Origin of the sequence: Shewanella mangrovi, assembly GCF_000753795.1 — a bacterium.
Lineage (GTDB): Bacteria > Pseudomonadota > Gammaproteobacteria > Enterobacterales > Shewanellaceae > Shewanella > Shewanella mangrovi.
Genome location: NZ_JPEO01000005.1, coordinates 87,233 through 107,873 on the forward strand (window position 1 = coordinate 87,233; position 20,641 = coordinate 107,873).

The following is a 20,641-nucleotide window of genomic DNA, read 5'->3' on the forward strand; positions in this document are numbered from 1 at the left end:
ATGCAGGCGAACAAAATCTTAGTGCAGACTGAGGATTTTGATGTAGCGGCTGAGTACGCACGCATCGCCGAGGATAATGGTGATGGCGCGGTAGTGACTTTTGTCGGTAAGGTACGTGATTTTAACGACGGCAGTGAAGTCACCGATCTGACCTTAGAACATTATCCGGGCATGACCGAAAATGTGCTGCAGCAGATCACGGCTGAGGCGCGTGAGCGCTGGCCACTGAATTTGGTCACCATCATTCACCGCGTTGGCACTATGCATCTAGGTGAGCAAATCGTCTTTATCGGCGTGACCAGTGCGCACCGCAAAGCGGCGTTCGCTGCTTGTGAATTTTTGATCGATTTTCTGAAAACGAAAGCACCATTTTGGAAGCTGGAAGCCAGCCCAGACGGTCGCCATTGGGTCGACGCGCGAGACTCTGATGAACAAGCGGCTAAGGCATGGGATAACGGAGAAAGTTAATGCGCTTATTGCTGTTGTTATGCGGATTATGGAGTGCCAGTTTTGCGGTAATGGCGGCGCAGCCAAATATCGCCGCTGCGGCTAACATTAAATTCGCTATGCAGAAAATTGTTGCTAATTATCAAAAAGATACGGGCAATAAAGTGCGAGTGTCTTATGGCTCTTCTGGCAACTTTGTCTCGCAGTTGAGCCACGGAGCGCCGTTTGAACTGTTTCTCTCTGCGGATGAGAAATATGTGACACTGCTGGCGCAGGCAGGGCTAACGGCAGACAGCGGGGTAATTTATGCCTACGGCAAGCTGGCGTTAGTCGCACCGAACAACTCATCGCTGACGTTAGATCCGCAATTAGATGGCGTTAAACAGTTGCTCGATAAGCAGCAGCTCAAGCGCTTCGCCATTGCCAACCCTGAGCATGCGCCCTATGGCGAGCGTGCGCGTGAACTGCTAAAAAGCAAAGGGCTGTGGCAACCCCTACAGGATTCGCTGGTATTTGGTGAAAACGTCTCGCAAGCCGCGCAATTTGCCCTAAGCGGTTCTACCGATGGTGGTATTGTCGCCTTGTCATTGGCCGTCGCACCGCAGTTTCAACAACGCGGACACTATTTGGCCATTCCTGAAAGTGAGTACTCACCCATAGCGCAGCGTATGGTGTTGATGAAGCAAGCCTCAGCAGAAGCTAAGCAGTTTTATCAATATCTGCAATCTGATCGTGCCAGAGCCGTGTTCAGCGACTTTGGCTTTGGCCTACCGGATAAACCCTGATGGATTGGCTGTCGCTGTGGCTCTCGGTAAAACTGGCTGCGGTAAGCGTCGCCATTCTGCTTCCTATCACGCTATGGCTCGGTCGTAGTCTGGCGTATCACCAATTTTATGGTAAGTCATGGCTGGAAGCGCTGATCATGGTGCCGTTAGTCCTGCCTCCAACTGTCGTCGGTTATTATCTGCTGGTGGGACTTGGCCGTGAAAGTTGGATTGGCGCCTTACTTGAGCAGTATTTCGATGCCCAGCTAGTGTTTCATTTCTCCGGGCTGGTGATTGCCTCTATCGTGATTAATATTCCGTTTGCGGTACAGCCGATTCAGCGCGCCTTTGAGGCGATCCCGGAAGAGATCCGCGATGCCGCAGCCTGCTGTGGTATGAGCCGTTGGCGGATTTTATGGCGACTGGAACTGCCGCTGGCGTGGCCGGGGATTCTCACCGCTATCGTGCTCAGCTTCTCTCATGTGTTGGGGGAGTTCGGCGTGGTTCTGATGATGGGCGGCGCCATTGAAGGCGAAACCAAAACCCTGTCGATCGCTATTTACGATAGTGTGCAAGCGTTTGATTTTGATGGTGCTGGCGCCATGTCACTGCTGTTGGTGTTGTTTGCGATGGTGACATTGGCAATTACCTCCGCGATGTCACGCAGAATGTTGCGTAGGTCCGCTTAATGAAGCTTATTAACCCCTCCTCCAACGCCGCGCTGCAGGTCCGTATTGACCAACAGCAGGGCATTCCGCTACGGGCCGAATTTCGCTGTGCAGCGGGTGAGTTATTGGCGGTAGTGGGGCCATCGGGCGGTGGCAAAACCACACTACTGCGTATGATCGCTGGGTTATCCACACCGCAAAGCGGTGAGATCCGCTGCGGTGAACAGATCTGGTACAACGAACAGCAGTGCTTAACGCCGCAACAACGTCACTTAGGTTATGTGCCGCAGCACTTCGGCTTGTTTCCCCATCTCAACGCTGAGGCCAATGTGATGGCCGCGTTGGATCATCTACCTAAGGCTGAGCGGCGCGCACAAGCGCGGGATTGGCTACGACGGGTTAATCTCGACGGATTTCCTGAGCGCCTGCCACATCAACTTTCGGGTGGACAAAAGCAACGGGTAGCATTGGCGCGTGCGTTGGCGCGTAATCCACAAGTGTTATTGTTGGATGAACCCTTTTCCGCAGTGGATCGTGGTACCCGTGAGCGTCTCTACGTGGAACTGGCACAGTTAAAAGCCAAGCTCAATATCCCAGTGATTATGGTGACCCACGATATTAATGAAGCGGTACTCTTGGCTGATCGCGTGGTGCTAATTAGTCAGGGTGCTATGTTGCAGCAAGGCGAACCATTAGCTGTGATGGCGAAACCGCACAATGAGCTGGTCGCCCGTCATATGGGCCTGCGAAATATCTTTGATGCAAGGGTTGTCGCGCTTGAAAGCAACGAACAACTTGCGTGGTTGCAGTTTGGTGAGCAACGCATCGCCTGCGAAAATCCCGGACATCTGCAATTAGGTATGCAGCTGCGTTGGGTTATCCCCAATCAGGGCGTGCGCTTTAACTCCATCAGCCAGGGGCGTCTTCCTCGAAGTTTCAATAAGTTACAAGTGACCATCGAATCGATGTTGGTGATGGGCGATCTGGTGCGGATTGCCACCTCGGTGGCTGGGGTTGAGCATCCGTTGCAAGCCGAAGTATCACTTAATTTGGCGCAAAAGCTTGGCTTCCATGAAGGCATGCAGACCGAAGTTGCGCTCAAGTCCGACATGATCCATCTCTTCCGCCATCGTGCTTAGCGCGGTTTCAGCCGCTCCAGTTCAGCATTTAATGACTACTTTTAAGTGCAGCTCTTTGATGATCAAAACTTAATCTTGCTTCCATGCTGCTTTAAAGCTGACTTAGTTATACTGCCGTTAACGACTAAACACGTCGCTGTGAGTAGCTAGGATCAATAAACAAATAAGTGATCTTTAGCTTATTGGTTAGTATGGCTTAATTAAAAGCCGCTGCCGTCAGAAGCTTAATGCTCATGGTAACAGTGAAAACGGAGGCAGCATGAGGTGGTTTTTGGCTGCACTGAGTCTGATCTCGGTGACCGCATTGGCAGCGCCTTCCTATTGGCAGCAGTTAGATAACGGCAAATTGGTGGCACCGCGTCGCTTGATTGCCAAGGTGGAGCAGCAGTTCCCCGGCGTCATCACCTGCTTTCATGTGGCTGAGGATGCCAGCAGTTGGCAGTACGATATTAGTCTGGTGGAGCCTATCACCAGTATTCGTCACCAGTTAGTGTTCAGTGGTAGCAATGGTCAGTTGTTGCATCAACAAGACCAAAAACTTGCTAGCAATGATGATAGCTTGCTGCTGGCCAAACACTTGCTAAATAAACAGCTGAGTATGAGTAACGTGCTCAATAACGCACTGCGCAAAAACAACGGCAAGTTGCAGTCTGCCCAGTTGGATCGTGATCTTGGTATAAGCTACTTGGAACTGCGAGTGATAGACGCTGCCGGTAGCCATCGTTTGGCTTATGATATTGACCATCGGCGACAGATGCCGCTGTTAAAACGGGATTGATGGATGAAAATCTTACTTGTAGAAGACGACAACACCACCCTTGAATATATCGCTAAGGGCTTTCAGGAACAGGGCTATAGCCTAGAGACCGCCACTGATGGTCAGAATGGGTTAGTGATTGCCACCAGTGGTAACTTTGACCTGATCATTCTCGACCGCATGTTGCCGCAGCTGGATGGGCTGAAATTATTGGCCGCGCTGCGGGCGACGGGCAATCAAACACCGGTGTTGATCCTGTCAGCGCTGAGTCATGTGGATGAGCGCGTAAAAGGCCTGCGTGCTGGTGGCGACGATTACATGACCAAGCCATTCGCTTTTTCTGAGCTGTTGGTGCGCGCAGAAAAGCTGATGCAACGTGGTGGCAGTGTCCCGACTAAAACCGATATGCAGGTTGGCCCACTGAGTATGGAACTGCTGACCCGCTCAGTGACCCTTGATGGACAAGAACTGCTGCTGCAACCGAAAGAATTCCTGTTGCTGAAATATCTGATGGAGCATGCCAATCAGGTGGTTAGCCGCACGCTGTTGTTTGAGGCAGTGTGGGACTATCACTTTGATCCACGTACTAACGTCATCGACGTACATATTGCTAAACTGCGCCGTAAGTTCGAAGAGTTGGGGCACGGAGATCTGATTGAAACGGTGCGAGGAGCAGGCTATCGCCTCAGAAAAGGCAATTAAGCCTCATCAAAGTAGCGTATGGCGTATCACCATTATCTTTTCGCTGCTGGTGACCTTAATCATCGGCAGCTTATTGTATGTGGTCTATCGCCAACTGGCTGCCGAGCAGAAGCTGCAGGTAGAACAACACCTGATTTCCGAAGCGCAGCGCTATCAACAACTGGCGCTAACCGTTGACCGCCGCGCGTTTGCCGCGCAAATCCGCACCGCTGATTCCCGTACCGCGTTAATTGCCTGGCAGGCGGGGTTAGAGCTCCTTGGCTCACTCAGTATCATGCCGGAAGATATGCCGCTGTTACCGGAAACCAAAGAGTTTCCCATTCTCGTTGGTAGTAGCGAGAAAATTCATATTCTTACTGGTGGCATTGTTATCACCCGTTATGGGCCGATACTGATTGCCACTCGCACCGATCAACTGGCGGCGTTGATCACTAAGTTTGTCAATGTGTCACTCACGGCAATGGCGCTGACCATTTTGCTGACCTTCGCCTTGGGCTATCTGTTTTCCAAAGGCTTGCTGCGGCGACTGGTGCAGTACAACCGCCTCAGTGAACGGATTGAACAGGGCTATTACAACACCCGTTTGCCCGTCAGCGAGCGTAACGATGAGTTTGATATGTTGGCTGGCCAGTTTAACCGGGTATTAGATTCGCTCGAACATAACCTGCATGCGGTACGCGGCGTGACGGATAACATCGCCCACGATATGCGCACCCCGCTGTCGCATCTACGCATTGGTGTCGAGCAACTGCCGTATCAGCCGGCAGAGCAATTGGCCGAGCGCTGCGGTGAACTGACCGATGAGCTCGATCATTGCTTGGCGACCTTTAATGCTATGTTGGCGTTAACTCGTATTGAGGAAGGCCAGCAAGATCTGGAACTGGCGCCAGTACGTTTACAAGAGCTGTGCGACGATCTGCTCGAAATGGCCGAAGCCTTGGCGGAAGAGAAACAACAGCAGTTGACACTGGAAACCAGTGAAGATTGTGTAATATCAGGCGACAAACACCTTCTTTTTCAAGCTTTGTTTAATCTGGTTGATAATGCCATCAAGTATGCTGGCGAAGGTGCTAGCATCAGCATTCGCCAGCAATATAACGTTATCACTATCGCGGATAATGGCCCCGGTATTCCGAGTGATGCTCGTGAACGGGTATTTGAACGTTTGGTGCGACTCGACCCCAGCCGCCATGAACAGGGCAGTGGTCTTGGGCTTTCAATGGTAAAAGCGATATTATCGCGCCATCACGCCACTATCGACCTGAGTGACAACCAGCCAGGCCTGTTGGTAACCCTGACGTTTAAACTTTAATAAGCACCATGACTCAAGCCAATTACCGCATTATTGCCAGCGAAACCGATTTTATCGTGGTGGACAAAGCGCCCGGCGTTCACTTTCACAGTCAGGACGGCAGTGCTGGCCTAGTGGCGCAGCTGGAACAGGATCTCGATACCAAGCTCTATTCTGTGCATCGACTTGACACTATGACCTCGGGTTTGATTATTCTGGCGCGCAGTTCTACGGCTGCGGCCGCGTTTACCGAGTTGTTTACTGAACATAGGGTGCAGAAGTTCTATCTGGCACTCGCCAGCGGTAAGCCGAAAAAGAAACAAGGTTGGGTCATCGGCGATATGGCCAAATCGCGGCGCGGTATGTATAAGCTGCTGCGCACCACCGACAATCCGGCGATTACGCAATTTTTTAGTCAATCGGTCGCGCCCGGATTACGGTTGTATCTGTTGAAGCCGCTGAGTGGCAAAACACATCAACTGCGGGTGGCGTTAAATAGCATTGGCGTGCCGATTCTGGGTGATCCACTTTATGGGCCTGCCGACGCTGAGGCAGACCGTGGTTATCTACATGCCTACGCACTGCAGTTTACTTGGCAAGGGCAAAACTTTGATTATCGCTGCCCACCGAGCATCGGTGAGCAGTTCAACAGCACCGCAGTCACACAGCAACTGCTTACGTGGCAACAACCTGCCGAGCTAAACTGGCCACAACGTTAATCTTGCGGATTTATTGCTAACTGAAAACTGACAAGCCCAGACTACTGCATCATGGTCTGGGCTGCTGAAATCGCTAAATCAGGCGTCCTGCCATACTTCTGCGGCAATTTCGTTAATCAAACGGATCTTTTGCCACTGTTCATCAATACTGAGCTTATTGCCTTCTTCGGTCGAGGCGAAACCACATTGTGGGCTAAGGCATAGACTTTCCAGCGGCACATATTGGGTTGCTTCCTCAATGCGTGCCTTGATTTGTGCTTTGTCTTCCAGCTGTGGAAATTTCGAGGTCACTAACCCCAGCACAATGCGACTTCCGTTGTTGGCCCAATGGCGCAGCGGCGCAAAGTCACCTGAGCGGTCATTGTCATATTCCAAAAAGAAGCCGTCATAGTTGCTGGCAAACAGTTGCTTAGCGATTGGTTCATAGCCGCCGGAGAACAACCATGACGACGCATGGTTACCACGGCAGATATGGGTGGTAATGGTCATATCGGCAGGCTTATCGGCCAATGCGCCGTTGATAATTTCGGCGCAGATCTGCGCAATGGCATCGGCATCAATACCTTTTGCTTGCAGCGACTCGCGCTTACTCGCGTCAGCCAAAAACGCCCAGTTGGTATCATCAAACTGCAGGTAACGGCAGCCCGCCGCATAAAACGCCTGTACCGCAGCGTGATAAGTCGCGGCCAAATCCTGATAAAAATCATCTAGGTTAGGGTAGACACTTAACAGCTGACTGCTGTCATCATTGGCCAACAACTCCTGCCGCAAAATCATGGTCGGGGCTGGAATGGTCGCCTTGGCGACGAGCTCAGCATCGGCATCCGCCAACTGTTTTAAGAAAGCGAAGTGCGCCAGAAATGGATGTTCGCTGTTAAAGCTAATTTTACCCGTGACGCGAATATTGTAAGAGGGCGCCGCCTTACCATGAAACTTCTGGTTATAACCTTGCTGCGGCACATAGCCCTCAACGCCGTTGAGGTTTTCTAAAAAATCGATATGCCAGAAGCCACGGCGAAACTCGCCATCGGTCACCACCTTTAAGCCTGCGGCTTTTTGTTGAGCCACCAGTTCGGTAATGGCGCGATCTTCAATGGCGGTTAAGGCCGCTTGGTCGATTTGCTTAGCGGCAAAATCACGGCGAGCCTGATGCAAGTAGTCCGGACGTAAGTAACTACCGACGACGTCGCTACGAAATGGGGTGTGATGTGCCATGAAGCTTTCCTCTTACAACTCAATAGTGGAGATACAGCTATGATAATGGATGTCTAGACGGCTGTTAATTGGCTTTTGCTCACTTTTGCCTGAACAAAATTCATGGCGACTTGAATAACTTTCAAGTTGATAGAAGCTCATTAACGAATTTGAACGCCTTGTTAAAGGTGTGGATTGACTGCTGGGTAGATAATGGCGCTCAGGTAGGTCGCTTACTCAGCACAAACAGCGCGATGCCACCAAGAATCGCGGCAGACGCCAGCAGCAGGCGTAGCGTTATCGATTCGCCGAGCCAAATTAAGCCACCAAAAGCGGTAATCAGCGGCACACTGAGCTGCACCATCGCCGCAGTCGCAGGCGTTAAAGCGGGCAGTACCGAATACCACAGCGCATAACCTAAGCCCGACGCCAGCGCGCCAGATGCTATCGCATAGGTAATCCCTAGCTGGCTTGCCGGCTCGGACGTTGAAAAGAGCAAATACACGATCACAGCCAATGGCACCGCGCGGACAAAGTTGCCCGCAGTAGCGAGTAGCGGCCGTTTGATACCGCGCCCGAGTAACGAGTAAATGCCCCACGCAACCCCCGCAATCAACATCAATAACGCGCCCCCTAATGGCGGCGATGACACCCCCGGTAGTACCAGCCAGACTAAGCCGCCAATAGCGCATACTGTACCCAATGTTTGCCAGCGGTTAATCCGCTCGCCTGACCACAAGCCGTAACCAATCATGGTGATTTGCACTGCGCCGAATAGCAGTAAGGCGCCGCTGCCAGCGCTCAGGCTGTTGTATGCGAACGAAAACGCTACGGCATAACCGAATAATGCACTGGCCGACCACCAACTCCCGGCTAACCCATAGCGGCGGATTTGGCTGGTAGCCAGCAGCGCTAACATCAAGCCGCCAGCGGCGATGCGGATCAAGGTAAAACTGGCTGCACTGATACTGCCGCTTGCCAGCGCCTCGCGGCAAAACAGCGAATTGGCGGCGAACGCCAGCATGGTGATGGCAGTAACTGTGACTAAGCGTATGGCTGACAGTGGCGGCATAGAAATACTCATTTTGGTGTTTGCTTTATCGCTATGCGATTGTTTTTATGGCTTGCAGCCATTTAAGCTGCTCTTGGCAAGATTTATCACTGCGTGATTGCAAACTTCGTTTGCGAAAGTCGTGGAACTACTCGCTCCACACCTGAGCCAAGGGACGATGCTCGTCCCTCGCCCCTTGGAACCCCGACGACGCCCCATGTCGCGAAACGCTACGGCGCTTCTGGTTTGCCATCTTCGCAAATCGCTCTGATTCATCATCCATGATTCACCATCGCTTCTCGATATCCATATCTCGATTGCTCAATGTCTGCCCAACGCTCCTACGCAGCGCCGAAGGGAAATTGGTGTCGCCTGCAGTTGTGAGTAGGCTATGGACATTTCCGAGGTAAAGCCTTAACTCTAACTCGACATTTTCGGATAAAAATTTCTATGGGTTAACGCCGCGCTCACCGGCAAGTTGGAGCGCAGCGTAAATTTGTCCGAGTGCAGTGCCTTGTTAGGGCTGATTAATTATTTTTTTGGTGAAGTTATCCCACATTTTAGCTTCATCCTGCTCCAGCTTTATTCTTTCCGATTCAATCCTTGTTCGCTCTTCAGCAAGTTGATCAATATAATCCTCTAGTTTTGCAATCGCTGATTTAGGAATTAAAAAGCGCCTCAAATCTTCTTCGGTAACAGCCGTTTGACCAGATGCGCCTGATTCGAACCTTTGAAATTGAAGTTGTCCGATTGGAGAAGCCAAAAGAAAAACAAGAGCTTTTGGTGATATTCCCTGAGGCCTTAATATAGCTACATGACTATCGACGGTGTATTCACCCTCCAATTCAAATAGTACTGGCTTTCCGATAGATGTACCTCCGTCCATAGTTAAAAGTACATCGTTGTTTTTTAATACTCTGCTTGGGCTCAAGCTATTAAAATCTTCTTCGGATATATATCTACAGTCATCAACATTTATCGACATTTTCTGTATGCTGAGAGTGTTAATTACAGGAATTCCATCACCCTCTTGAAGATAAACAGGTTGAGAGCCTTTAACCAATGGATCGGGCAGAAACTCGCCTAAAAAAACGGTCTCTTTGCTATTCAAATGAACATCCAGTTCAACAAATCTTTTTTCCGACTGCTTGCTATCGCATCGCAATGAATGAGATCGTGAAATATCAATCAAGCTTGATCGACCTACGATTGGGTATTTTTGTTTTTCAAACATATTTAGCTCCAAACGACATCACGTTTAATGAAGTCAAGCACGGTCTCTGCATTCGATTTCGACACTTCAACTTTGTAATCTTCCTCGCATAGATGAAGGTTTTGAACGGTTTCTCCAGATGAAGATACAAATTTTACTAGTTGATTAGGTCTTGGCTTTTCTTTTCGCTTGCTCAGTTTAAATCCTACTTCGTTTACCATGTACGCATGGTGTTCATTGTTAAATCTCAATGCCGTATTGGTAAAGGCATAGCGTGCAATGTACTTAGACAATCCGGATGATTTTAGAATAGAGTTATAATAATCTGCGGCTTCTTCAGTCGATTGAAAAGAGTCACGAGGCGTCATCTGCAATACTTCAGCATTTTTACCTTTTTTATACACCCAATCGCTTAAACCAATGATGTGTTCAAGTGTTTTACAGATCTTCCTCTGTAGATCATCGGGAGTCTTAAATTTCTTAACCCCACTTTTTGATAGATCCATTTTCGCTTTTTTTACTAACTCATTTGCATGCGTTTCATGCTTTTGCCACTCTCTGTCCCAGCTTTCAATTTCTGCCCCGTTCTTTTTTTGTGCAAATAGCAAACTGGTGAGTGTCGGTGTATCAATGAACACATTTCTCGGCAAAGAGACAATTGCTTTTACGTGAAACATTCTATAAAGAAATATTCTCACTGGCATAAGATCTACAGCATTAAAAATAGATTCGGGCAAAACCACACCTAAACGTCCTTCTGGTTTAAGAAGCTGAAATGCCCTTTCAATAAATAGTGCGTCGGATGGAGTTTTTTCTGATAGCGAAAACGTTTTAGATAGAGTTCTCTTTGTGTCGGAAGAGAGAGTTACACCAAACGGTGGGTTGGACAAAACCACATCAAAAGTCTCACATACATCCTTATCATAAACACTCCTCGTAATACTTCGTTCCTTATCCCCAGAGGGCCTTAGCTTCGTATCGTTGTACGAGGAAAACGGCTTGAATGCATCATACTTAAACATATGAGCAGAGCCATCACCATGTAACACCATATTAACTTTAGAGGTTATTGCCATAATAAATTTTGGGTCGAAACCATAAATGAAGTTTTCAGCCCAATAGTTTGGCATATCATCACTCATGCGCGCGTTGTAAAACTGCGTTTCTTCGAAATCAGATACGAGAGTGACAGACTCTTCCTTAATTGAAGACGTAATTTTATTCATAGCATGCAATAAAAAAGCACCCGAACCGCAAGCTGGATCAATTACATAAGGAAGTCTATTTTCAGGGTGTGTGGCATTCTTCCAAGTTTTCTTGGTTAATCCTTCAAGATCTAATGCTTCAATCATGAATCTAACCAAATTCGAATGTGTGAAATACATGCCCTTATCTTGTTTGAATCCAGATCTAAGTATTTCTTCGAAGAAGGCTCCTATCACGTCACCATGTAAAGCAGCCCCTTTCGTAATCGATAATGACTCTAAGGCTAATACTACCGATTTTACTTTTTCTTTTGAAAACTCTTTGGGGTCAATCTCATCTGGTGTCACCCCTTTTTCTATATACCGAGAGTACGCTTCTTTATATAAGTCGTTTACATAGCCATATACAGACGAAGACTTTTCGGGCTTGCCATTCTTATACTTGACCTGAAAGCTGTATTCGTCTCCCTTTTTTGTTGTTCTCTCATCATATATTTTCGCAAGCAGGCACTTAACTAAGTTAACAAATAATGCATTATCAGGATGCTCTCCAAAAAATTCATTATGAAAGCTGTTTGCAACAGCTCTAAAATCTGATTGCGTGGTATTTATTTTAAGATCTCGTTCGCCACCATTGACATATGGCACATAATTTAGATCTTGATAGTCCTTAGGGAATACAGTTGAATATGGTTTTCCTGCGTCTTCCCAACTTTCATAAGACTTATACTTCACATAGTCTATGCATTTCAGCTCAAAGTTTGTTTTTGGTGTATTTGGATGAACAGTCCCATAAACTAATAATTTTGGGGAGCCTATTAAAGGAGCCGTGCCAAAAAGCTGATACTTAATAGCTTTATCTTCATCAGACGAATATTTTTCAGATGATTTAAACTCCATCACAGCATATGGGAGGTCATCCTCATCATATACAATTAAATCAACTTCATCAGATAGTGACCCTGTACTACCGTGAGCAAAGTACTGTTCGTGATATAGCCTCTCAATGTCGTAACCATACTCATCTCCACAAAGCAAGTTGATAATGGTTGCATGCACTAACTCCTCCGGTTCGAAAGCTTTTACATTGCTTTCATCCGACCGTAATTCACTGGGGTACGTGATAACACTACTAGTTTCATCAGCTATTGCTAGTTTTGAACCAGAAGAGAGATTGTTGATTTTTTCCACATACCATTGAATAGATTTCTCATCTAGAGACATATTTTTCCTATATTTTTCTAATTAATACATCGTCGCTAACGGTGCAGGAGCCCTAACGCCGCGTTAAGGCGTGACGTTATGCGTGCCATACTGTGAGCGAAGCGAAACTGGCACGCATTGCGGAATCGCTCTTAAACGCCTTGTTAGGCTTTTTAATATCACCGACTTAACCTCTTTTTACCCTCGCTAAGTTCCTCAGTGAAAGCATGAAAATAGCCAACGAGGATACTATGTGAATCATTGGTATAGCCCTTTCGAAGAGGTAAATCTCTCCCAAATAAGAATCGAATATTTTGCCACATAAATGATGACCTTTAATGGTTGTTTCAATTACCAAAGGCATCCAAAAATAAGTCACCAACATCGCAGCCAACAAAGCAATTAAGGGGCTGAACCATATAAATGTCGTATCTTTATATCCACGCTGAAGCGCGACTACGATAGGTAAACACATCACTGAACCGTATATTATCGAAGCATAAAATCGTCCATCATCTCCCTGAGTACAAGTCCCCGCCACTGCACCGAGTGAAACCAAAAGACCATACAAAACTATCAAGATCGAGCTGTACATTTGTAACCTTTGATGCCTAACAGCTTATTCATGCGCATGCGCGTTTACCTCGTTGGACCAGTGAAAACGCGCACAGTTAACTATTTGTATGTAATGAACTTATCAGCATTTTGCTAAATTCACCATCCTGAAAAACGCGCATGCGCGTTTCCCAAACCTATTATCTAACCCATAGTATTTATAATCACATGATTTTAATGATATTTATTTATATTGAAATGTGAAAATGCGCACGAAGTTGGGATTAAAATCGCCATGATTTCAATATGACTGTATGCCTGTCCAGCTTTTAGACATTTCAAAGAAGGACAACATTTGAGTGAAATAGATCAATATTTGTAGGCGAGAAAGTCGGCGTTTGACTGCGCCACAGACAACGAGTTAACTCACTTTGCAGCAAAGATGATCTTGCTTTGAGAACTCAAAGCAAACTCGAAACTAACAGGTGTACTCGTTTAATTCCCAGCACATGCGGGCTTGTGGCCGTTGCCAGCAAGGCGAATATCGTGCAGCGATGTGCTTATGAACGCGAGCCAAGGATGGCGAGCTGGCTAATTACATGGATGTAATTGGCTGGCGTCGAGATTCCAAGGATGGATTCACATCGTGCCACAAGATCGCATGTGCATAAGCCCGCCGCAGGCGATTTAGCACACCAGTGTTGGTAAGCAAGGTAGGATGCTAACCAGAGTTTGGCGCTATCCAGCCAAACTCAATCCAATCAGCGATTGGTGATTATCGCCTGAATCACCAGCTTCCTTTGTACTTTCAACCCCTGAAAATCCCCATCCGGCCACGGGTAGTAAACTCGTGGGCGTTTAAAGCGGGCGATTTTGGGTAGCAGAAATTCGGTGAGTTCGGCGTCAGTTGGCAGGGTGCCATCACGAGTTTTGACAATGGCGGACGGCAATAGGCCAAATTCCTCATTGGCTTCGCCAAATACGATGGCGTCGAGGATTTGTGGGTGCAGTTTTAGCGCGGCTTCAATCTCTTCTGGCTGAATGTTTTCGCCGCCGCAGATAAACATGTTATCGCTGCGCCCCTGAATATGCAGTTGGCCTGCGTCATCAAAATAGCCGCGGTCTTTGGTGCAGAACCAGCCGTCGCTGTCGGTTTCCAACAGCAAACTGTCATCAGGTTGCAGATAACCTTGGAACAAGGTGGCACCCTTTACCCAAATAACACCGTCTTTGATGCAAAGTTCACGGTTAGGTAACAGTTCGCCACTGCCGGGGATATGGGCGGCGCTGGTGGTGATCTGCGAGCCCATTTCGGTCATGCCATAGCTGGTAAAGGCGCTGATGCCCATCTGTTGTAGCGCATCGGTCAGTTCAGTGCCGATAGCACCGCCTCCGAGCAGCAGGCACTTCACTTTGCTTAGGCTGGCTGGTGAATCAGCCAATAACCTTTGTAATTGGGTAGCGACCAGCGACAAATGACTGATGGGATCGCGCTGGAGTTGTTCACTCAACGGCAGCGCATCGTCGACCATCACAGTCGTTGCGCCACTGAGAGCGCAGCGGTTAACAATCGCCAAGCCACCGATATGAAACAGCGGCAGCGATAACAACCAAGCATCGTGCTGCGTGAGTTCGATACGCTGTAAGCTGCCTTCGGCATTGGCAATATGATTGGCGAGTGAATGCACCGCGCCTTTCGGCACGCCAGAGGAACCTGAGGTGAGCAACAGATTAACTGGCTTGCCAATCTCTATTTCTGGTGGCTGATTGTCTACTTTAACTAACGAATCAGTGGTGATTTCGGCAAAATTCGGCGTCAGGCGTCGTATCGCCGTGGTTGTCGACCATAAATCTTGGCGGGTGTCGTCTGGGCACCACAGCGCGCGGATCTGTAGCCGCTGCATAATTTCCAGTAACTGCTGCTCGGGAAACTTGGGTGACAGTGGACAAAACAGCACGCCGCGATCTACGCAGGCCCAGTAAAGCAAAATCATCTCAATGCAGTTGCTGGCAACCACAGCGAGCTTATCGCCAGCGCTTAGCCCTTGGTCATTGAGCCATTGACCGAGAATGAGGACTTGTTGGGAAAGTTGTTGATAACGGGTGGTTTGGCTACCGCTACGCAGCGCAATGGCATGAGGCGCTGCGGCGGCAGTTTGATGCAGAGGTGATAACGACAAGTTACTTCCTAATGGTGAACACTGGCGTGAGTGAATCAAACGCTAAGCAGGTTTTGTCGGCATAAGGTTCGATTAACGCTTTGGTAAACGGGGTGAGAGTATCGACTCCTGGGGTATCATCGGGCGTCAGTGCGGCCGCAACACGCAGAATATCGGCAATGCCGAGTGATGATTCGATAGAGGAACTCAACACACAACGCAGCCCCAGATTATGGGCGTGTTCAATCAGCTGTTGCAGTTTTGGCAGACTGCCGCACAGCATTGGCTTGATCACTAAGGCGCGCAGGCCACTATCGTAAGCATCTTCTGACGGCATAAAGTCAGGAATGCGGCCTAAGGTTTCATCGAGCGCAAACGGGACACCTGTTGAGGCAAACAGGGCGCGGTTTTTCTGCCATTGACGGCACGGCTCTTCAATATATTCCAGCGCCTGTTTTGGCAGACAGGCACAGAAGGCTTCGGCCTCTTCAAACTCAAAGCCTTGGTTAGCGTCGAGACGCAGTTTGACCTCTGGACGCAGCTCTTGCACTAAGTGGATCAGCTTAAGCTCTTCGGCCATATTGGTTTGCGCCACTTTGATTTTGACGCGGTGAATATTGGTCGGCAGCGTGGCCAAGCGTTGACGCAGCATCACTTCAGGCTCGCCTTCGCGCGGTACAATCAACGGCACTGGCTCAAACGGGGTGTGATGCACTGGTAGCTGGTTGTTGATTTTGGCAGACAGCAGACTTAACCCCCAGGCGACTGAGGCCAGTTTGGTCAGTTCGGCGGCGCTGTCTAAATCGAGCGTGCCTTCTACAATCGCCTGCAGCAGATTTTGCAGTTCAGTAATGGCTTGTTCCAGTGTTTCCAGACTAAAGCCATTGATTTCGCTGCCGTCACGATCGAGTCCGCTGAGTGGCGCGATTTCCACATAATAATCTTGCTCATTGGCACGAGCTTGCAGGATTAATCCTTGGCGCAATTCAATGCGCTGCTTGCCGACTGGCAAGGCGCTATCTAAAGGAATTCGGTAGCGAGCAAGGCTAAAAGACTCAAGCGTCATTCTTTATCTCCGCAAATCGTGTAATGCCGGTAGCAGTGCTGCCAGCATGGCTGCCGCTTGTCCTTTATGACAGTTGTGACCAACGGCGTCGATGGCATGCAACTGCAGCTCGGGCACTTGCTGCTGCCAGCGTTGGGCAAGGGCAGTAAATTTGGCATCTTGAGTGCCATAATAATAGTGTACCGCGCAAGTTAACTGTGACGGCAGTTGCCATAATGGCTGCTGCAGTGCCAGCGAGGTGCCGGCATACATGGCTAACAGTGACGCGGGGTCTTGTTGTTCGCGTTGTGCAATCAGGGCTTGCCGCTGTTGCTCGCTAAGATCGGCGAATACGGCCTGCTGATACCACAGCGTTAAAAAATCACGCATCGGTAACCGCGCCAGCCGTTGTTGCCACTGCTGATCATTGCTGGCGCGCTGCTCGCGTTCCGCCGTTGTTTGCAGCCCGGGATGACAAGATTCCAGTTGCAAGCTCAGCAGTTGTTGCGGGTAATTGGCGGCCAGATGCAAGGCTATCCTGCCCCCAAGCGAATACCCCAGCAAGTGATATTGCTCAATACCGAGAGCTAGCACAGATTGTTGCACCAGTTCGGCACATTCGGCAAAGGCTGGAGACTGCTGCAGCTGATAATGAGTCTGGCCATGGCCCGGCAGATCAACCGTGATGCAATAAAACGCTTGGCTTAAGCTATCCAGCAGTAGCCGCCAATCGGCACCGCTGCCAAGAAAGCCATGCAGCAACACCAACGCCGGTTGCTGCTTGCTGCCGTAACATTGAGTGTGCAACATTAGCTTTGCCTTACCCAATGGCCAATAGCGGCAATCTGCTCGCTCGACTGATGCGGCGCGACTTTCACTTCAATGACTGAAGCTCCGTTATAATCCAGCGCATCTTCATAGGCGTCGATAAAGCCGGTGAGATCGTCCACTTGGTTGTAGGGTAAGCCAAACATCGCGCTGCCGTAGCCAAACTCTAAACCATGCCCTAAGCGATAATATTGCTCGCGCACGCTGTCATCTGGCACGGGCAGAATATTAAAGATGCTGCCGCCATCGTTATTCAGAATGACAATCACCAGTGGTGCTTTTGCTTGGCGCGCTAAGGCCAAGGAGTTGAGGTCGTGCAGCGCCGAGACATCGCCAATAATCAAGGTGGTGGCTTTGCCCTGATGCGCCGCAACGCCGCAGCTAGTAGCAATTAAACCATCAATCCCGGAGGCGCCACGGTTGGTGTAGGTGATAGCGGGCGCGCTGGTGAGCGGGGCAAACATATCGTACAGGCGTACTGGCAGACTGTTGCCGATAAACAGTTGCTGCGCGCCAGGACGGGTGCGGGCAATTTGCCGTACCACTTGCGCTTCACCAAAGCTGCTCTGGTCAATTTGTTGCGTAAACAGCTGATTTAACGCTTCGTTTTGCGTGACTAATGGCAGCGCCCAATGCGCAGCAGACGAGCGTGGCCAATCGAGACTGGCGATTTGGCTCAGCTCAGCCAGCAGCACTTGTTTGCTGGAATGACTCGGATCGAGCCGCTGTTGTCGCGGTAACACCTGCCAGTAGCTGTGCCACTGTTGCTCGGCCAGATAACTAATCAGCCGTTTCGAGAGTAGACGCCCGCCGAACAGTAATACCCGATCTGCCTGTTGCAGTAGCGCCTTGGCTTGTGGTTGTTGCAGCAGTTGGTCGATATTGCCGATTGCCGCCGGGTGTTGCCTCAGTTGCGACTGAGCATCGGTCAACAGCGGCCAGCCTAGCTTGTTGGCCAATTTGACGAGCAGTTCCGGTTGTTCATCGCCATCAAGCGTAGCCGCGATAATCACCCCTTTGCCATGCACCAAGCGGCTGAGCACGTCTTTACTTGGCAGGTGGGCAAACTGTGCGACGGAATACTCGCTGTAAGGTCGACTGTGTTCCAGCCAAGGCTGCAATGCATCACGATACAGTTGCAGTTCCAGCGGCAGCGGGTCCTGCAAAGGCTTAAATAGGTTTTGCGGATACAGCGGTTCGCGATACATACAGTTGATATGCAGCGGACCGTCGAGATTACTCACGGCTTCATCAATGCTACTGAGCAGCACCTTGGCCGGAATGCTGGTATCAGGCGTGGGCAGATCGCAGCGTTTGGCGTAATTGGCAAATATCGCAGGCTGCAAAATCGCTTGGTTTGCGCCACAGCCAATCAACTCAGGCGGTCTATCACCCGACAGCACGATCAAAGGTACGTTAGTGAGCCAAGCTTCCACTACCGCGGGGTAGAGATTAGCTACTGCAGTGCCTGAGGTGGTGATGATGGCGACGGGGGCACGACTGGCTTTGGCAAGCCCAAGCGCATAGAAGGCCAACCCCCGTTCATCAAAGTGCAGGTGTTGCTTCAGTTTTTGTTGTTGAGAGGCAGCCAGTGTCAGCGGAGTGGAGCGTGAACCCGGTGCCATGCAGACGTGTTGAACGCCGAGCCGAGCTAATTCTTCGAGGATAATGGCTCCCCAAAGCAGATTAAGCTCAGCATGGAAGTTATTATGCATAAGCGGTTACCCAATTTTGGCTGCAACTAGTGTAACCATTTGCGCTCACAGGCAAAAGGGATAAAAACTTTCGGCAAGATTACGCGCTACATTTGCCGCCGCGAATCGCTTTGCTGGCACGATAGGTTAGCCGGGTTTATTCGGCATTAGGGTTACACCATGGCGTGGGTGACTTGGCGGATCTGCTGTTTCAACCAGTTAAGATCTTCATCGGAGTTATTGGTGCTGGAAATCATCTCCACAGTTTTTGGTGTGGCATAGGCAAACATCTTCTGTGTTTCGGTATCTGAAATGCGGCAGCCGTGGATCATCGGCACATCGGGCAGCACATCATACACAGCGCGGTACGGCATTAAGCTCAGCGCTTGGTTTTCTTGCAGATAGAGGAACAACGATGACACGCTGCTGATGCAGATATCAATGTTGAGCGGAATGCCATTGGCATGGCAGTAGTCTTCAAACGGGCAGGTACTGCGAGGGTTGCAGCCAACTTCGGTTTTGATAAACGGATACTGGGCAATTTTTTCCAACGTAATTTCGCCCTGCAAAATGGGGTGGTCACTGGCACATACCAGAAACAACTCGGTCAGTGATTTGATGCTTTCCACCTCAAAATTTTTCTCAACTAAGGCCGTCGCTTCTTGGTGATTGCCACAGCAAACGCCCAACGTAATTTCACCGTCCATAATGGCTTGTAGGGTTGAAGCGTTCCACGGACTGAAATTGAGATGGAAATGCTTATTCTCTTGCTTCACTGATTTCATCAGCGCTTTGGGGTAGAGATAGCTGACTAAGCCGGGGATGGCGACCTCAAACCAGCGTTCATGGCCTTTGTGTTGTTGGCCGATTTGGTTAAAACGCTGGGCGTGTTCCACAATCTCTTTGGCAATTGGATAGATAGATTTAGCGTAATCGTTGGGAATTAAACCATATTTTTTGCGTTCAAACAGTTCATTGCCAAATATAGAACGGCAGTTTCTTAAGCATCTACTTATTTTAGATTGAGGTATATTAAGGATCTTTGAAGCTTGAGTGGCAGATTTGTTTTCGCATAGGTTAACAATGATGAGCAAGCTCATCATGTCCAATTTTTCAAAATCGACATGTTTCATTGTTAATGTCCGCGCGAAAACATTTATATTTATTTAGCATAATAGAAATTTAAAAAAATAGATAATCTAACTGGATAAAATTTTATATGGGTTTAAACTGTATTTTTAATGAATTTTTCTTTGTTATTTCTCAAATTTAAAATTGTTATTTCTTAAAACTGAAAAAGACTCTTCCAGTATTAGAAAATTGACTTAGTCATTATTGATTTTGCATTGTATGTTTTATTGAAATTTCAAATTTAATCAACATCTTAGTTTTTAAATCTGCTGCCTCACCCAAACACTAAATGTGATCTTGATCAAAAAATAAATTGCCACTTCCTTCAATACTCAAGGGGCGATAAAAACATCGCAATTACAAAATAGAAAATGATGGTTGGAGGTAAATATGAGCATCCTATCTGTCTATCTAAGCTATGCATTTGTGTACTTTGTTCTATTTCTAGTTGTACCATTTGTCGTAGTTACTTTCGTTCTCACCTGCATTAAGTTTTTCCGTCATGAAAACGAAGTTCCGTTACATGCCAGAATTAAAAACCGGCTGTTTGATAATGAAAGTTTAGGCTTTTTCAAATCACTCAAAAGTTTAACTAAAGGCCAGTATGAAATATGCAGTCACGTACCTTTAGACTCTGTTGTGGAAGTTGAGCGTGATGAAGCCGAGCCACATGGCTACTTGGACTATGTACTCATTGACCAGAACTCATCTGAAATCAAGATGATTATCAGTGACTTCAGCGACGTAGATAACGCCAGCGTGCTGCCGTTACTGCGCAAGATGAATATTCGCATCATCGATATGAAGCGAGATCATCCGTTTGATACACAACATCTGAGCCAGGCATTAGCTGCCTGAGTGAGGTCAGTGCCGGTG

Annotated in this window: 18 protein-coding genes; 9 read left to right on the top strand and 9 right to left on the bottom strand. The window is 48.6% G+C overall.

Features of this window, described 5'->3' with window-relative positions; all coding sequences use genetic code 11:
• The 8 genes from moaE to HR45_RS09080 all read left to right on the top strand — a co-directional run bounded on the left by moaE (position 1) and on the right by HR45_RS09080 (position 6,487).
• A complete protein-coding gene (gene moaE / locus HR45_RS09045; protein ID WP_037442135.1) occupies positions 1 to 468 on the top strand; it encodes a molybdopterin synthase catalytic subunit MoaE in 468 nt (155 codons plus the stop codon).
• On the top strand, positions 468 to 1,232 hold the full coding sequence (gene modA / locus HR45_RS09050; RefSeq protein ID WP_037442137.1) for a molybdate ABC transporter substrate-binding protein: 765 nt from the start codon (positions 468 to 470) through the stop codon (positions 1,230 to 1,232). Before moaE ends, modA begins: the two co-directional genes overlap by 1 nt.
• Positions 1,232 to 1,900 carry a molybdate ABC transporter permease subunit gene (gene modB, locus HR45_RS09055; RefSeq protein WP_037442139.1) on the top strand — a complete coding sequence of 223 codons (669 nt, stop codon included), beginning with the start codon at positions 1,232 to 1,234 and terminating at the stop codon, positions 1,898 to 1,900. The genes modA and modB overlap by 1 nt, the downstream gene beginning before the upstream one ends.
• Positions 1,900 to 3,018 carry an ABC transporter ATP-binding protein gene (locus tag HR45_RS09060; RefSeq protein ID WP_037442141.1) on the top strand — a complete coding sequence of 373 codons (1,119 nt, stop codon included), beginning with the start codon at positions 1,900 to 1,902 and terminating at the stop codon, positions 3,016 to 3,018. The genes modB and HR45_RS09060 overlap by 1 nt, the downstream gene beginning before the upstream one ends.
• A gap of 259 nt (positions 3,019 to 3,277) precedes the next feature.
• The gene (locus HR45_RS09065) at positions 3,278 to 3,796 is read left to right on the top strand and encodes a hypothetical protein (protein ID WP_037442143.1); all 519 of its coding nucleotides are present in this window, start codon (positions 3,278 to 3,280) and stop codon (positions 3,794 to 3,796) included.
• A 3-nt stretch (positions 3,797 to 3,799) separates the two neighbouring features.
• A complete protein-coding gene (locus HR45_RS09070) occupies positions 3,800 to 4,477 on the top strand; it encodes a response regulator transcription factor (protein ID WP_037442145.1) in 678 nt (225 codons plus the stop codon).
• A 49-nt stretch (positions 4,478 to 4,526) separates the two neighbouring features.
• A complete protein-coding gene (locus tag HR45_RS09075; RefSeq protein WP_037442389.1) occupies positions 4,527 to 5,789 on the top strand; it encodes a sensor histidine kinase in 1,263 nt (420 codons plus the stop codon).
• A gap of 8 nt (positions 5,790 to 5,797) precedes the next feature.
• Entirely contained in the window at positions 5,798 to 6,487 is a 690-nt protein-coding gene (locus tag HR45_RS09080; protein WP_037442147.1) for a TIGR01621 family pseudouridine synthase, read from the top strand.
• A gap of 78 nt (positions 6,488 to 6,565) precedes the next feature.
• On the opposite strand, the gene HR45_RS09085 is transcribed toward HR45_RS09080, so the two are convergent.
• The 9 genes from HR45_RS09085 to HR45_RS09130 all read right to left on the bottom strand — a co-directional run bounded on the left by HR45_RS09085 (position 6,566) and on the right by HR45_RS09130 (position 19,767).
• On the bottom strand, positions 6,566 to 7,702 hold the full coding sequence (locus tag HR45_RS09085; RefSeq protein ID WP_037442149.1) for a 5-methyltetrahydropteroyltriglutamate--homocysteine S-methyltransferase: 1,137 nt from the start codon (positions 7,700 to 7,702) through the stop codon (positions 6,566 to 6,568).
• A gap of 199 nt (positions 7,703 to 7,901) precedes the next feature.
• A complete protein-coding gene (locus tag HR45_RS09090) occupies positions 7,902 to 8,765 on the bottom strand; it encodes a DMT family transporter (protein ID WP_241461085.1) in 864 nt (287 codons plus the stop codon).
• 484 nt (positions 8,766 to 9,249) lie between these two features.
• Positions 9,250 to 9,966, bottom strand: a complete 717-nt coding sequence (locus HR45_RS09095) for a restriction endonuclease subunit S domain-containing protein (RefSeq protein ID WP_037442151.1) — start codon at positions 9,964 to 9,966, stop codon at positions 9,250 to 9,252.
• A gap of 2 nt (positions 9,967 to 9,968) precedes the next feature.
• Positions 9,969 to 12,374 carry a type I restriction-modification system subunit M gene (locus tag HR45_RS09100; protein WP_063355105.1) on the bottom strand — a complete coding sequence of 802 codons (2,406 nt, stop codon included), beginning with the start codon at positions 12,372 to 12,374 and terminating at the stop codon, positions 9,969 to 9,971.
• 1,295 nt (positions 12,375 to 13,669) lie between these two features.
• Complete coding sequence (gene menE, locus HR45_RS09110; RefSeq protein ID WP_241461086.1) at positions 13,670 to 15,088, bottom strand: o-succinylbenzoate--CoA ligase; 1,419 nt, start codon at positions 15,086 to 15,088, stop codon at positions 13,670 to 13,672.
• A gap of 1 nt (position 15,089) precedes the next feature.
• A complete protein-coding gene (gene menC, locus HR45_RS09115; protein WP_037442155.1) occupies positions 15,090 to 16,133 on the bottom strand; it encodes an o-succinylbenzoate synthase in 1,044 nt (347 codons plus the stop codon).
• Between the two features lie 3 nt (positions 16,134 to 16,136).
• Entirely contained in the window at positions 16,137 to 16,922 is a 786-nt protein-coding gene (menH, locus tag HR45_RS09120; protein ID WP_052074633.1) for a 2-succinyl-6-hydroxy-2,4-cyclohexadiene-1-carboxylate synthase, read from the bottom strand.
• Positions 16,922 to 18,655 carry a 2-succinyl-5-enolpyruvyl-6-hydroxy-3-cyclohexene-1-carboxylic-acid synthase gene (menD, locus tag HR45_RS09125; RefSeq protein WP_037442157.1) on the bottom strand — a complete coding sequence of 578 codons (1,734 nt, stop codon included), beginning with the start codon at positions 18,653 to 18,655 and terminating at the stop codon, positions 16,922 to 16,924. Before menD ends, menH begins: the two co-directional genes overlap by 1 nt.
• 152 nt (positions 18,656 to 18,807) lie before the next feature.
• Entirely contained in the window at positions 18,808 to 19,767 is a 960-nt protein-coding gene (locus tag HR45_RS09130; RefSeq protein WP_037442159.1) for a LysR family transcriptional regulator, read from the bottom strand.
• Between the two features lie 388 nt (positions 19,768 to 20,155).
• On the opposite strand from HR45_RS09130, the gene HR45_RS09135 reads away from it, so the two are divergent.
• The gene (locus tag HR45_RS09135; RefSeq protein WP_037442161.1) at positions 20,156 to 20,623 is read left to right on the top strand and encodes a hypothetical protein; all 468 of its coding nucleotides are present in this window, start codon (positions 20,156 to 20,158) and stop codon (positions 20,621 to 20,623) included.
• Positions 20,624 to 20,641 lie beyond the last annotated feature (18 nt).